Origin of the sequence: Limnochorda pilosa (assembly GCF_001544015.1) — a bacterium.
Classification (GTDB): Bacteria; Bacillota; Limnochordia; order Limnochordales; family Limnochordaceae; genus Limnochorda; species Limnochorda pilosa.
This window is the reverse complement of sequence record NZ_AP014924.1, coordinates 2,506,990-2,521,018: the sequence shown is the minus strand read 5'-3', so window position 1 is coordinate 2,521,018 and position 14,029 is coordinate 2,506,990. Positions and strand designations below refer to the sequence as shown.

Below are 14,029 nucleotides of genomic sequence, written 5' to 3'. Positions count from 1 at the left end.
TTGAGAGAGAGGCCTCTGAGCGCTAGCTGCTGGCGCCGCAGTGGTATCCTCGCGTTGTCTACGCCGCCAGGGCCCTTCGCACCTCCTCTGCCACACGCTCGACCTGGTCAGGGCGCATCTGGGTGAAGAACGGCAGCGCCAGCGTCCTGCGCGCGATCCGTTCGGTTACGGGGAAACTCCCCTCCGGGAAGCCGAAGCGTTCCTGGTAGAAGGGTTGCAGGTGGATCGGGGGGAAGTACGGCTTGCACTCCACTCCCGCTGCCAGGAGGCGCTCTTGGAGGGTGTCCCGATCAACGCCGGTCACTGCTTCATCCACCTCGACGACGTAGACGAACCAGCTCATCCTACCCCGGAGATTAGCTCTCGGCAGGCGGATGCCTGGAAGCCCACCTAGAGCTTCGTTGTACCGGCGCGCCAGCTGCTCCCGGCGGGCGACGATCTCCTCCAACCGCTCGATCTGCGCCCGACCCAAGGCCGCCGAAATCTCGTCCAGGCGATAGTTGTATCCGAGGCGCGGATGGGCGAGCCACTCGTCCGATTCCCCCCGCCCCTGGTTTCTCATGGACCGGGCAAGGGCGGCAACCTCTGGGTCGTCCGTGAGCAGCATCCCACCCTCGCCGGTGGTGATCTGCTTGTTGGGGTAGAACGCGAAGGCACCAGCGTCACCGAAACTGCCCGCGGGTCTTCCATCGATGTCCGAGCCCAAGGCCTCGCAGGAATCCTCGATGTACCGCAGTCCATACCGGCGGGCAATGTCCAACAAGCGTGGGTGATCGGCCGGGTTACCAAAGACATCCACTGCCAGGATCGCTCGTGTACGCGGGGTCACCGCCGTTTCAACCTTCTCCGGATCCAGGTTGAGGCTCTGGGGGTCGATATCCACGAAGACGGGCGTAGCCCCCTCGAACAAGAGGCAGTTGGACGAGGCGACGAAGCTGAAAGGGGTGGTGATCACCTCGTCGCCGGGCCCGAGCCCGAGCGCCCGCACCGCCAAGTGAAGGGCGCTGGTACCGCTGTTTACACCTACCGCATACCGCCGACCTGCGACATGGGCGCAGGCCTCTTCAAACGCTTCGAGTACCGGTCCAATGCTGAGCCTGCCTGAACGGAGCACCTCAACGACCCGGCCGATGTCGTACTCGGTGACCTCCGGCTGGGAAAGCGGTACCTTCATCTCGACATCAGCTCACCTCATGTGAAGTTCCTATCCACGTAGTCCACTTCGACGAATCCTGCTCTCCGCCTCCGGCCCAGGGACTACCAGGTTGAGGTGTGCTCAGGTCCTAACGGCATCCCTCTGCAGTAGGATCTCGGCCAGCTGCCAATCCAGCTCGGTGTCGATGTCTACGGATGCTTCGGGGGGCATGACATAGGCTAGGCTACGCTCGTCCCACAGCCGATCTCCTTCGGCCTTAGCGGCCGGAAACACGTAGATGGCCCCGTTGAGCCGGAAGGTCGGCGGGAGATCCTGACGGCGAGCGGCCCAGTTCCCTGGCACCACGGGTAGCAGTGTACCTTCCGCGCTGAGCGTGTACGTCCAGTGCGGAGGGTGGTCCGTGGGGGTGACACTCACAACTGTGCGTCCATGGCCACGCGAGAAGAGCTCCAACGCTTCACGGATGTGCTCTGCCGTCCGGAGCGGCGACGTAGGTTGGAGGAGAACGACCGTCTCAGGTTCGGTCGCCTCGCGCTGTCGTAGCCACATGAGGGCGTGACGGACAACATCAACGGTAGCGGCGTCGTCGGTGGCAAGCTCGGCCGGACGCAGGAATGGAACGCGGGCGCCGGCTCGCTTGGACACCTCCGCGATATCGGGCCCGTCGGTCGACACCACCACTTGATCCAACTGGGCTTCAAGCGCAACCTCGATGGTACGAACGATGAGGGGTACTCCGCCCAGGAGACGTAGGTTCTTCCCCGGAATGCCTTTTGAGCCAGCCCGGGCCGGTATCAAGCCAAGCGTCCTGACCTTGCTCACGCTTGCTGGGCCACCTTCACAACGACTTTTGGCGCGAGCTCAAGAGCTCTGTCGTCGTCACTATCGCCGGGATCGACCAGGCTGGCTGGCAACTGACGGGCACTGTCCAGCATGCGGCGGATCTCGGGTGGGGCGAGCGGTGGTAGATCCTCCGAGGAGTAGCGGGTCACCTGGGTGGGCATCCAACCGTCATCCAATGTGGGTGGGGGCAACGGCTCAAGCAACGAAGGGACCGCGAAGAGGTCGTCGGATTCATAGGCTCGCGCGGCCTCATCAGAGGTCATCAGTTCCTCGAACAGCTTCTCACCCGGGCGCAAGCCCGTTTCTCTTATATCGACTAAGGGTAAGCCCCGCCCAGCGTACTCTGCTGCCATGACCTCGGCCAGTTGCCATATGCGCACCACGGGCATCTTGAGCACGAAGGTGTAGCCGCCCCGAGACAGACCGCCCGCTTTCAGGGCAAGCTCCACGGCCTGAGGGATCGACATGAAGAAGCGAGTCGCCCGGGCATCGGTGACCGTGAGTGGGCCACCCTTCCGGATCTGCCGTCGAAAGAGGGGGACCACCGAGCCCCGAGACCCCAGGACGTTGCCGAATCGAACACAGTTGAAGACGGTTCGCCTGTTGCCTTTGTATCGGTTGGCCGCCATCATTAACCGCTCACCCAGAAGTTTCGTAGCTCCCATGGTGTTCATGGGGCTGACGACCTTGTCGGTGCTGATGGTGACCATCCGCTCCGCGTTGGCCCGCATGGCGCAGTCGATCACATTCTGGATCCCCAGGACGTTCGTCTTGACCGCCTCGAACGGGTTGTACTCGCAGGCAGGGACGTGTTTCATGGCCGCTGCGTGGAAGACGATGTCGACGCCGCTCATGGCAAACGCCAAGCGTTCCTGATCCCGGACGTCGCCGATCAGCAGCCGTAAACGGCGGTCATTGCCCAACTCCTCCTGCAGGAGCATCTGGCGGTACTCATCGCGCGAGTACACCCGTACCGCCGTCGCACCAGCCTGGAGTGCCTGGCGAACGATTTCGCTACCGATGGAGCCCGTGCCGCCGGTCACGAGGACGGTCTTGCCGGCGAGGTATGCACTGTTCATCTCAGCATCAGTGCCCCCGGTGAGGTGTCTACTGCACATATCGACAGCCCTGGGGGCAGGCTGAAGGCGCAGAGAAGAGTCGTGACGTGAGAAGTCCGGGGTCCCCGGAGGTCACGGGGAGTGAGTAAGCCCGGGGGCGAGACTCGTACAGCGGCCTTTCAGGTGCAATCGTCGCCGTCACAGGTGGCGCGCAAGACCTGGGGCCAACTGGTGGCGCCCCGTTGGGTGGGAACGGCTTCGCTTACGGTGGCCGATCGGACGATCGGATGGCAACGGGTGGTAACGCTGATTCGGCGACGGTGAGCGGCGACTTCGCGATGGAACTTACACCGTCGAAGGCTCTGAGAGACGGGTTTCACCAAGCACCCAGCCCCGGAGCAGCCCGGTTCTGGCGCCTCAGTTCGGGAGGGCAATCCGGCGCGCGGCGCTCGTAGATGGGGAGCGTGGCGTGCTTCTGTGCGGGGTCGCCCGCGGCGGATGCTCGGCTTGATTCGATTGGTCCCCCACACGCTCAACTGTGCCGACTGGATTGTTGCCAGTACGTCTCAGCTGTCGCTCCCACAGCTTGCGGGCGTGGCACGCTTGCAGCCGTAACAGGAGCTTGGCCCGCTATCCGTCGAGGAGATCCTGCGCTGCACCTTGCCCTGATGTGGCGTGGGCGGTGAAGGAAATCCGATAGTTCTGGTCAATCCATGTAGTGGGGGCGATGGTTGAGATGCGCGTGAAATCGTTCGGGCAGTTTGCTCGGTGGTACGTGGAGACCTCAAGCGATCCAGAGGTCCGGGAGGCCTTGGACTCTGCCGGCTTGAAGGAAAAGGCTGGCCGCTCGGTAAGCCCTCAGCTGCGACGCCGTAAACTGGTGGAGGTATGGACACGGTATCACTCCGGACCGGCAGCCCGGATCTCGGCGCACTTTGCCGAAGACGACAAGGTCAAGGCAGCAGCCAAGGCGGTTCAGGGAAAGAGCCCGCAAGAAGCTGGAGAACTTCTGGACGGACTGGTTGCAGCACACGGCGTCCGGCCGGTTGCACTTGCTCTCGTGACCAGCGGCGACAAGTTTCTGGAGAAGCTGGGGTACGATCTGGTGAGCCAGAGGGGTGACGAGGTGGAGGCTTCCCCTGACTCCGACCGACGCGACGACATGGAGAACGATCCTACCCATGGTGTTCAGATGCTCTCGCGCCTGCAGGAGCTTGTAGATCAAGATGCTCCCGTCGGTATCGCGGAGTTGGAGACGGCGGTCGAAGGGCTAAGACAAGCCATCGAGCGGCGAAAACAAAGGGAGGAGGAACGAAAGGGAAGCCTCCGAGCCTTGGACGACGTCCTAGCGCGGTGGGGATCGTACGTCGAAGAGCTTGAGTACCATGGGTTGGGGGGGCGCCTGCCGCTCGAGCGAGAACTGTACTACGCTCTATCCAGCGAAGACCTTGCTAATGCCATCGACTTGCTCGACGAAGTTGCCAGCTACCTTGGGCAGACGAAGGAACTTCGAGCTCGGCTGATCGCCAAGTTCTCACCCGAGGACACCGCGCGCCTTGCTCGGCTCAACACCACGCTGAACGAGTTGGTGGGCGACGTCTCAAGCCTGCTGTCGCCGCACGATGGTGGCCCCCCGAAGGGCGGAGTACCCGCAGAGACGCCGCCGGAGGACGTCGCACCAGATGACGAGCCGGCCGATCACCCCGTACAGACAGCTGAAGCCCTGGACGACAGCGGCGCGTCGGATTCGGCGGTAGTACCCGTCTCGGGAGTGGACTCTGAACGCCCAGGTTCAGAGTTAAGCAACGATACCCCCACGGTCCCGCGGGAGGAGAGCATAGAGCAGCCCGGAGTAGAGGCTTCATGGACCACGAAGGAAGACGCTCTTCCTCAAGACGAAATCGCACTGCCCGAGCAGGCTCGAGCGGGAGCCGTGGCGGGGCCGGCACCATCCGCAACCCCCTTCACCCCTTCGAATGACGTTGGAAAGCAGGCGCGCGCTGCCGATCACGGTATTCCGGTGGCGGTCAAGGAAGGAGAAACCGTATCCGTCCATCACCCCACCGCGTCATCGACCGCTCTGCAGGCCTACTTCTGGCGGGCTTTCGGCGCGGCCGATACAGCTGGCGCCTATTGGCTTGCTACCGAGTGGGAGCGCCGACACGCCGCGCAGAGCAACGACAAGGAACAGGAACCAAAGGGTAACGCCGGGGCAACGCGGGGGGCCGTGTTGCCTTCTTGGGCAGTGCTGGCCGCCCACCTCGGGCTGCGCGCCAGTTGGGATGACCTCGAGGCCCACGAACGAATCCAGCGCATCATCAGGGAGCACCCAACACCTGCCCACGAGCTTGCCGCCGTTACCGGTTTGCCAAGTCATCTTTGTGCCCGTCTGGTCTTGTTGACCGTTGTGAAGCCGACCCTCGAAGCTCCGGATACAAGTCCGTGGGGTTGGTTGCAGGATGCCCAAGCCAACCTGCATCCCACTGAGGATGAGCCCATGCGATCCCTCGCCGCTGCGGTACGCGAGGTGGCCGGAGCCGGTCTTCCTGTTCAGGCGATCCGTGCAGCGTTCCAGAGTCCGGAGACCGAGGAGAGTGCGGATCCCGGACTTGTCGCCGAGAACATCCGCTTGTGGTTGGAGAAGGCACGTCAGGGGCGGCTCCTTGCGCGACTTGGTAGCCTCGTGCTACGCGCCATCACCCGATCGGACTCGGAGCTGGGCAGTGCCGTGGAGGCCCTTCTGAGGGAGAGCCCGGACGCCGGTGAGCGAGTAAGCTCCCTTTTCGAGGGGCCACTGGCGAGCGAGGAGACAATCAAGGGCTGGGTCAGGGATACATCCGAGGACATCACGCGCCAGGGGTCCAAGACCAATCCCCTCCAGGCGCGCGCTCTGGATCAGGTAGTGAGCAAGCTCTCGCAGTTGCGCAGCCTGCTGCTTGCGTGGTCATACGAGCATGAGAAGCAATCAAAGTGGGGCACCGACGCGCGGTCGGCCGCTGCTCGCTTCCGCAAGGCTGCAGAGGACGCGAGCGCGGCACTGAGTGATGAGACACCGACCGACGACCCTGCGAGTTTCGGATGGAGGCCTCCGTGGGGAAGTCTTGGCGCGGATCTTGAATCTGACGCAGATGCCCGTGAATGGGGCGATTCACGCCCTGAGGCCCTTCGGCTTCCGGAACTAGCCGAGAAGGGCATAAAGGCTTTTGTGGTTGCCGCATCGGCACAGCTCACTCTAGCCGGTCATCAAGACTGGGAGCGAGAGCTCCTGCTGCCGGCGCTCTTGGCCGAGGATCCTCCACTTACCGTGGAGGGCCGCTTCGCCGCCGGAGATCCATCCATGGCATGGGTAGACGTCACGAAGGTGCTTGACGAGGGTCGAAGTATGACCGATGCCTTCCGCCTCCACCTGGAGAGGAAGGACTTCCTCCCGGCCCGGCTCATCCTCGAGCACTTGGAGCAAGCTGACGCGATAGGCGCAGCGAACTTGCGCAAGGAGCTCGAGCACCACCGGAACCTGGCGCATGAAGAGCTCAGGAAGAGAACGGCTGCGGTTCGCCGCAATCTCGAGGAGGCAACCATCGACCACGCGCTCGACGAGCATGACCGGGCCGACGTGGATGGTCGGCTCTTGAGCATCGAGGACGCGCCTGACGACCGGATAGGGGTTCGCTTACAGGAGCTGGACTCCATTGTCGAAGAGATCACTCAACACCGTGAGAAGCGTCGCTCATCCCTGGGAAAGCACATCGGCGAGCTGCTTCGGGATCTCACTGAGGCCGAGACGGCTGCACCGACCGTAGCGACGGCCAGGAGGTACCTTCAGGAGGCGGGGAGGCTCGCCGCGGCCGGTGACCTTCCGCTTGCTGACGAGTATCTCACCCACGCGGAGCAAGTGATCAGGCTGGGAGAGGATCCCCAATGGGAACACGTTGACGGTGCCGAAGCAGATGAGAGAGACGAAAGACCCGTAGAGCAATTCAAGCGCGCTATCCCGCAGCTACTCAACCAGCTCTCAGATGAGCAGTCCGCGGGATGGGGACGCAGGCTGCATGCGATCGATGCGATCGCCCAGAGAGAGGAATTCGCGGGGCTGAGCATGAAGGCTGTTCCAGGTAAGGAAGCTCAGAAATCGGCGGAGTCCCTGGCTGCCTACCTGGAGTTGAAAAAGGCCCGCCAGGTTCGGACAGAGTTGCTCCCCCAGGTTGCGAAGGTCCTGGACCACATTGGATTCGCGATCCCCAAGCCCCAGATCGTAAGACGTGACGCAGATAGGGCGCTGCTGAAGGTCAGAATGGCGGCCGGCCCAGACTGTCCTCTACCAGAATTCGGGTCACAGCGCGGCGGAACGTATGACGTCGTGATGGTCTTTGGGCAGCCCGGGCACGATGCGGTGTCCCAGATTCTGGATGCATACGGAGTCGCTCGAAGCCACCCCATCGTCCTCTACATGGGAAGGCTGAGCCTTCTGCAGCGCCAGGAGTGGAGCTACCGCTGCCGGGTCGCGGGCCTCACCGCGCTCTTGGTGGACGAGCTACTCCTCTACTTCCTTGCCACCCGACGCGGGCTTCACCTGCATACTGCCGTGAGTTGTGGTATTGCCTGGGGTCATGCGAACCCGTACGAACCGCAAGGCGCGGTACCTCAAGAGATGTTCAAGGGTCGCCGCAGGGAGCTTGCAGAACTCCTGCAGCCCCGGGGAAGTACCTTCATCTACGGTGGCCGGCAGTTCGGGAAATCGGTGCTGCTCTCAGTCATGCAACGCGAACTCCACCGTCCCGATCGCAGGTGGTATGCATTCTATGAAGACATAAGGCAGATTGGAAGGCAGGCTACGGCTGAGCAGGTTTGGGTGCGAGTGCGGCGCGCACTGACCGCTTCGCGGCTTGTCGACGAGCGGACGAGCCACGATCCGGAGCGCTTGGTAGACCGGATTCTTGACCTGTTCGCCGGTGACGGAGACCTGCGCGTCACCTTCCTCTTCGACGAATCGGACTACTTCCTGGACGCGGATCAGAGAAGCGACTTCACGCAGGTCCACCGGCTGAAGCGGATCAGAGATCAGTCGGGGGGCCGATTTCGCGTGGTATTCTCCGGCCTCCACAGCGTGCAGCGTTTTGAGAGATTGAGCAACCAGCCTTTCGCTCATCTTGGCCCTCCAGTGGTCGTTGGCCCGCTGGAACCCAGAGCCGCCATGGCTCTGGTTCAAGAGCCTCTGCACGCGCTGGGCTTTGAATTCGAATCGCGCGATGTCGTCCTTCGGATCCTGTCGTATACCAACTACCACCCGGCGCTCATTCAGCTCTTCTGCAAGGAACTGGTGCATCTAGTCCGCCAACGCACTGACGACCCACCGTTCACCGTCACGATGAAGGACGTAGAAACGCTCTATCTTCGCCCAGCCCTGCGAGCCCTCCTGGTTCAGCGGTTCGAGTGGACCCTCGACCTGGACGACAGATACAGGGCGCTAGTCTACGCGATGATTCTGGCTCAGAAGAACGACCAAGACGGCTATCGTCGAGAGTTCACCCCGGCGGAGCTCTGGCAGTTGGCCCACGAGCGCTGGCCGAATGGCTTTAGTAAGGAACCTGACGATGAGTTCAGGTCGTATCTCGAAGAGCTCCGGGGCCTGGGCGTTCTCATCCGCATGCCGTCTGGCCACTACCGCCTGCGCAATGGGAACGTTGTGCGGGGACTCGGGTCCATTGAGTGGATACGGGAGCAACTAGACTCCATTTCGCGCCGGTCTGCTCCGGGCGAGCCTGATTACCGCCAGCAGGTGTTTGGATTCGATCTTGGGCGCAGGAAGGCGTTCGGGCCGCTCACGATCGGTCAGGCCAGTGACCTCTTGGGCGGCCCGTGTGGGGTTGGCGTTGTTTTCGGAAGCGACGCCCTGAGCATCGGTAGGGTTCAGGACGTGCTGGCGGCTGCGACCACGATGGCTGACGCTACCGACACGCGCGAATGGGTGAGAACCTTGCCCGACGACTGCACAGATCTAGGGCAGCTGCGCGCTTTCCTGGAGTCCGAACGCCGGAAGCTGAAATCCGGGCGTTTGACCGTCGTAGCATATGGCTCGCACCCGGCGTTTCTGAGCGGTTCGCTCCAGCGATCCCTGAAAGACATGCAAGACTGGCTGGAGCATCGGATGGGTTCTGGCGCATCTCAGACGGTGGGCCGATTGGTGGTGCTCCTTCGGCCCCGCCAGATTCTACAGTGGATGCTTGAAGATGGTGCGGAGGAAGAGGGGGTGCCGAGGGTTCCAGGAACGTCGGTCACGCTTCGGCGCTGGACCCACCCGGTCGTCAAGGCGACTCTGGCTGATCTGGATCTCACAGCAACCGACCAGATCACCTCGCGCGTCATGGCCACAACTGGGGGATGGCCTTGGCTACTGGATCAACTGTTGGATCACGCCCAACGTGCAAAGACCCGAAAGTCGAGAACGCTGGTGAGTATCATTCAGGACGTCGACGAGACTCTCCAGCAGAACCTCGGGGGTACAGCGACCGCATTCATCGAGGCGCTTGGCCTTCAGGATGTACCGAATGGACAGGCCCTTCTGCAGCTCGTGGACGCTCTTGGGGACGTGGCCGATGAAGATCTCTGGGAAGCAGCGGAGTTGTCGGACGACGCTGCCCTGAAGCGTCTTGCGCGTCGCGAGCTATCCGCCTTGGCGCACTCGCTGCGCCGGATGGGTTTGCTCGAATGGCGCGATGGAAGCTTGTCAGTGGAGCCTATGGCCGCACGGTTCGTACTGGGGAAGAAGGTCCCTTCGTGACCCCCTGGACCTTGCCCGTGGAAGCGCTGAGGCTCCCGAGGCCCCAGCGCCGCCTTCAGGTATTGGCCGACGATCTCTGCAGGGGTCGCAGCGTGCTCTGGTTTCTGCCCGCGCCTGCCCCCATAGAGTCGCTGCTTTCCGCCCTTGAAGAAACGTGCAGAGGCCGGGCAACTCTGGAGACGAGCCACGTACCGCTTGACACGGAATGGCCTATCGAGTGGCTTGCTAGCCGATATCATCTGGACGCCACCCCTCCATCAGGGAATGCTGTTGCATCGCTTTACGAAGCCGACACGGTTCCGGAGATCCTCATTCTGCGCGACCTGGAGAATGCTTCGGACGGAGCGCTGGGTCAGTGGAAGCGTTTCATTTCGGAGTGGGTAGGGTACAGCAAGCGGCCGGACATCATGCCTGCCGAGCGTAAGGCGCTTCTCATCCCGGTACGCGACGCGGCAGCCATCGCGGCGCTGGATGAGATGGCTGAGGATGCTTTTCTCGCGAAGGCGTGGTACCGGGGCTGGGTTACCTCTCGAGAAACACGCGTCGTGGCTGCCGCCCTCTTCGAAGACCATGGGATCTCGGGCGCGAAGGCTTTGTGGGGTGAGGCGGTATGGTCGAATCTCGCAGGATCAGATCTCGAATGCCTGGCGTGGATGATGGAGAAGGCTGACATTGATTCGTCCATCCGGGACCAGCTTCGGGTGGTACGCGAGTACGCGGAGGCTCGGGCCTTCTCTCCCGTGCTCGACGCGACGCAAGGTTCCTCGGCCCGCGAGGAGGCACTTGCACACACGGCGAGGGCTGAACACTTGCCCGAGTCTCCGTCTTCTTCTGCTGAACGGCTGCTATGGAGCACCGGGCTCTTGACCTGGGATCACGACGAAGGACCCGTTGTCCATTCGGCCGCTCTGGCCCTGTTGGGTCGAACGGCGGACCTCAACCACCGGGTTTGGCGGGGTCAGGCCGCGATCTTGCTCCCCATGCTGGACCGCTACCGCCTCGAGGTCTGTCATATTCTCGGCCAGCGCTTCACCGAGTGGGCGGAGTTTGCCCGAACAAGGGATGCTGAGGTGGCCAGAGAGCCACCCAACGAAGACTGCGGCGCAGTCGAGTTCGGTGATATAGTGGAGTTCCTTGACCGCTTCCGGACGGTACCGTGGCTCCGCCAGCTTCGACAGGCTGTAGACCGGATGCGGCGCGTACGAAACACCCTGGCGCACTACAGTCCCGTAGAATGGCCTGAGTTCCGCGACGTCTGCGAGGAGTTCTGGCGGCTCCGACGAAATGGGGGAGTAGGGCTAGGCGGGTGGAGTTACCAGCTTGGTCTCAAAAGCACTCACACAGGATCGGAGGGTCCCCGGCATGGGAGACGCCCTGTTTGACCGGTGTGCTCGATGTGGCTTCAGCGACTTCAACGAAGACGATCAGTACTGCAAGCGGTGCGGTCTTCCCAGGTTCAACGCGTGCCTGAACGACGAGTGCCAGGAAGCGTGAGAGCGCGTTCTTGCCATAGACGGTTGAGAACGAGCAGCTCGTCCAAGGTTGGCCGCACCGCCAGGAAGCACCAGCACGACGCCCTGGAACGCCACTTCGTGCGCAGGCAGCAGGCGGCGCAGCGCCTCCTCCTTTCCGAACAACAGAAGCCCCATCACCCGTACGGCGGTAACCTCACCGTTAGCTTCGACGGCGCCCAGTGCTTTCGCCAGATCCAAGTCGGGCTGGCGTTGTACAGTACAAACACACAACCATGGCGGAAAAAGGCCGCCGCGAAGGTGTTTAAGCCCTGCAGCGGCCGGAGAGCGGTTGTGACCACGCGTCCTATGCGCTTCTCGGCGTGGGAATGGCCAGGTATCGGGCCGGAGGCTTGATGTGGAGGGCCTGGAAGAGCGCCTTCTGCTCCTCGGTCACCCGGTTCGTCCAGAGCTCGCCGTGACGGGTCTGGTGAATACCAAGCTCCAGCGTGGAGAGGATGCGCTTCATCTCGTACCAGGTACACTGGGTCTCGTTCTCGGCCACGCGGATCACCAGCAGAGCCAGCCAACAAAGGAGCACGTGCGCGCGGATCCGGTCCTCCAGGCGGTGGTAGACGGGGCGGATGTCGACGGTGTGCTTGAGCTGGCGGTTCACCCGCTCAATCTGCCACAGCTGCTTGTACCCGGCGACCACGTCCTCGGTGGAGAGCCCATCGTCCGAGGTGCTCACCAGGAACTTCCCGTCGAGCTTCTCCTCCTGGCGGATCTTCGCCCGGTTGATCTCGAGGGCGCCGTTCTTGGCCTGGCGGAGGTAGCGGCCGTAGGTGGCGTGGGCCCGCAGCTCGCAGACGGCCTTGGTGTGCTCTTTCCCTTCAAGGTTCCCCAGCTCGGCCAGCCTCCGCTCGGCCTCGGCAACGATGTCCTCCCGCTTCTTCCGATCCCGCTCGGCCTCTTCAGGGTTGTAGACCACGACGAAACGGCGGTGGGCGACGCTTCCGGGCTGGACGACGACCTCCTTGATCTCGAGGCCGTTCTCGAGCTTCTTGTACGTCCCGGCCCGCTTCAGCGCCTCATGGGGCTTCCCGTCCTTGCCCAGGCGCATCTTCTCGCCGATGATGTACGCATCGCCCGTTCCCTGGAGGATCCGCCGGTTCTCGTCGGAGTTGAAGCCGGTGTCCATCACCACCACCACCCGGCCCAGCTTCCAACCGTTGAGGTCCCGCTTCACCTCCTCCACCACGTTCATGTCGGAGGTGTTGCCGGGCCAGACCCAGCAGCGGACCGGGATCCCGTCCCGGGTGACGGCGAAGCCGATCACCACCTGGGCAAGCCCGGGCTGGCCGTCCTTGCTCCTGCCCCGCTTCCTGAACCCGTCGGCCTCGTCCCCGTCCGGGTCCTCGCCCTCGATCTCGAAGTAGGTGCTGGTGGTGTCGATGAAGAGGAGGTCCACCTCCAGGTTGAGGAGGTTGGCCACGGCGTAGAAGACGTCCCGCTGGATCTCGTCGTGGGCCTCCAGGAGGAAGTCCATGGCCCGGTAGAGCTGGTGGACCTCTACCTCGGGCAACCCCTCGATCCAGACCTCGTTGGCGACCCAGTGCTCCATGGCGAGCTTGCTTGCCGGCGCGAGGGCCCGGTTGGCCACCATGGCGAAGATGAGCCGCTCGACGGGGGTGCGGTAGCCTCGCGGGGAAAGGAGCCGGTTGAAGGCCTCGTCGAGCTTCAACCCGCGCCAGAGCCCATCGAGCAGCCAGGTGCCTCCAAGCTTCCGCGACCCCAAGAATTCGAAGGGCCAGTCCATGCCGAGCTCTTCCTGGATCTTTTCGACCTCCTCGGGCTCCAGGAAGCGGGAGATGCTCTTCACGAGCCGTCTGAGCGCGTCGAGGTCCAGCTGGTCCTTCCGGCCGAAGCTGTAGAGGATCTCGGACCTGGTCTGGCCCCCGACCCGGCGGTTATGGGCGAGCTGGACGTACTCGGTTCCTTTGGAACGAACAGTGCGCAGGTACATTGTACCCACATCATACCAGAACCTATGCTTTTTCGTCAATGGCTACGTGAGCTAGCGTTGTGCCCACGCGATTTCGCGTTTTGACCACACTTCGCGGCCGAAAAAGGCCATGGTTGAGGGATCGGGGGTCCGCGATTTGCCTTCCGACTGTACAAGACCAGTCGGACAGTTCCGGCTAAGGTGTCGTCGCTGCGACCGCGCCGCTCGCGGATGCTGCGGCGCGGTCGCTGAACTCGAGAAGGTCGAGGTCCTGCCCGCGTGCGTCGGGGATGACCTGCGCGGAGTGGTCGAGCAGTCCGCGGTCGGCCAGATCACGGTCGGAAAGGGGTACCTGCTCCTCACCCTTGAACTCCACGTCGAGGCTCTCGCCCCCCGCGATCAGGCAGGTCAAGGCTTCGGGCGTCACGGCTCCTCCTTGAAAACGCCGGGACAGTACACCGTCCCGCTTCTCTCAGCCTCTTCGAGCATGGTTCTCTGGAGCGGGTTCGACTCCCACACGGCCGGGTAGCTGTGGAGCGGCAGCGTCGCATGGGCACCGTGCCCATCCCACGGCATCAAGACGGGTGGATTCATCCTGAGCCCACCTTTGGCGTCCCGTTGGATCAAAAGCGCGTGGCCACGGGATGAGGCCTAAGCGGCCCGAGAGTTTCGCAAGTTGCGACTGTGGTTGCAGGAGCGCAGAGCAAGAGGTCGCCGAGCCGCATCAGAAGGCCTGAT

At 62.9% G+C, this 14,029-nt stretch carries 8 protein-coding genes; 2 read left to right on the top strand and 6 right to left on the bottom strand.

Features of this window, described 5'->3' with window-relative positions; genetic code table 11:
- Nucleotides 1-58: 58 nt before the first annotated feature.
- The 3 genes from LIP_RS11070 to LIP_RS11060 all read right to left on the bottom strand — a co-directional run bounded on the left by LIP_RS11070 (nucleotide 59) and on the right by LIP_RS11060 (nucleotide 3,078).
- A complete protein-coding gene (locus LIP_RS11070) occupies nucleotides 59-1,174 on the bottom strand; it encodes a DegT/DnrJ/EryC1/StrS family aminotransferase (RefSeq protein ID WP_068138206.1) in 1,116 nt (371 codons plus the stop codon).
- 102 nt (nucleotides 1,175-1,276) lie between these two features.
- Nucleotides 1,277-1,978 carry an acylneuraminate cytidylyltransferase family protein gene (locus LIP_RS11065; RefSeq protein ID WP_068138205.1) on the bottom strand — a complete coding sequence of 234 codons (702 nt, stop codon included), beginning with the start codon at nucleotides 1,976-1,978 and terminating at the stop codon, nucleotides 1,277-1,279.
- Entirely contained in the window at nucleotides 1,975-3,078 is a 1,104-nt protein-coding gene (locus LIP_RS11060; protein ID WP_082726218.1) for a UDP-N-acetylglucosamine 4,6-dehydratase family protein, read from the bottom strand. The genes LIP_RS11065 and LIP_RS11060 overlap by 4 nt, the downstream gene beginning before the upstream one ends.
- Nucleotides 3,079-3,784: 706 nt before the next feature.
- Between LIP_RS11060 and LIP_RS18605 the strand changes: the two genes are divergently transcribed.
- Together LIP_RS18605 and LIP_RS18600 are read left to right on the top strand one after the other, a co-directional pair.
- Nucleotides 3,785-9,835: an ATP-binding protein gene (locus tag LIP_RS18605; RefSeq protein WP_144440453.1), complete on the top strand. Its 6,051-nt coding sequence runs from the start codon at nucleotides 3,785-3,787 to the stop codon at nucleotides 9,833-9,835.
- Between the two features lie 92 nt (nucleotides 9,836-9,927).
- Nucleotides 9,928-11,217 carry a hypothetical protein gene (locus LIP_RS18600; RefSeq protein ID WP_144440452.1) on the top strand — a complete coding sequence of 430 codons (1,290 nt, stop codon included), beginning with the start codon at nucleotides 9,928-9,930 and terminating at the stop codon, nucleotides 11,215-11,217.
- Nucleotides 11,218-11,653: 436 nt separating this feature from the next.
- Here LIP_RS18600 and LIP_RS11045 read toward each other — a convergent pair whose 3' ends face one another.
- The 3 genes from LIP_RS11045 to LIP_RS18975 form a co-directional block, all read right to left on the bottom strand.
- Complete coding sequence (locus LIP_RS11045; protein ID WP_068138198.1) at nucleotides 11,654-13,312, bottom strand: IS1634 family transposase; 1,659 nt, start codon at nucleotides 13,310-13,312, stop codon at nucleotides 11,654-11,656.
- A gap of 175 nt (nucleotides 13,313-13,487) precedes the next feature.
- Nucleotides 13,488-13,718 (bottom strand): hypothetical protein, encoded by a 231-nt coding sequence (locus LIP_RS19100; RefSeq protein WP_068138195.1) that lies wholly within the window; start codon nucleotides 13,716-13,718, stop codon nucleotides 13,488-13,490.
- Complete coding sequence (locus tag LIP_RS18975; protein ID WP_158509658.1) at nucleotides 13,715-13,885, bottom strand: hypothetical protein; 171 nt, start codon at nucleotides 13,883-13,885, stop codon at nucleotides 13,715-13,717. The genes LIP_RS19100 and LIP_RS18975 overlap by 4 nt, the downstream gene beginning before the upstream one ends.
- Nucleotides 13,886-14,029 lie beyond the last annotated feature (144 nt).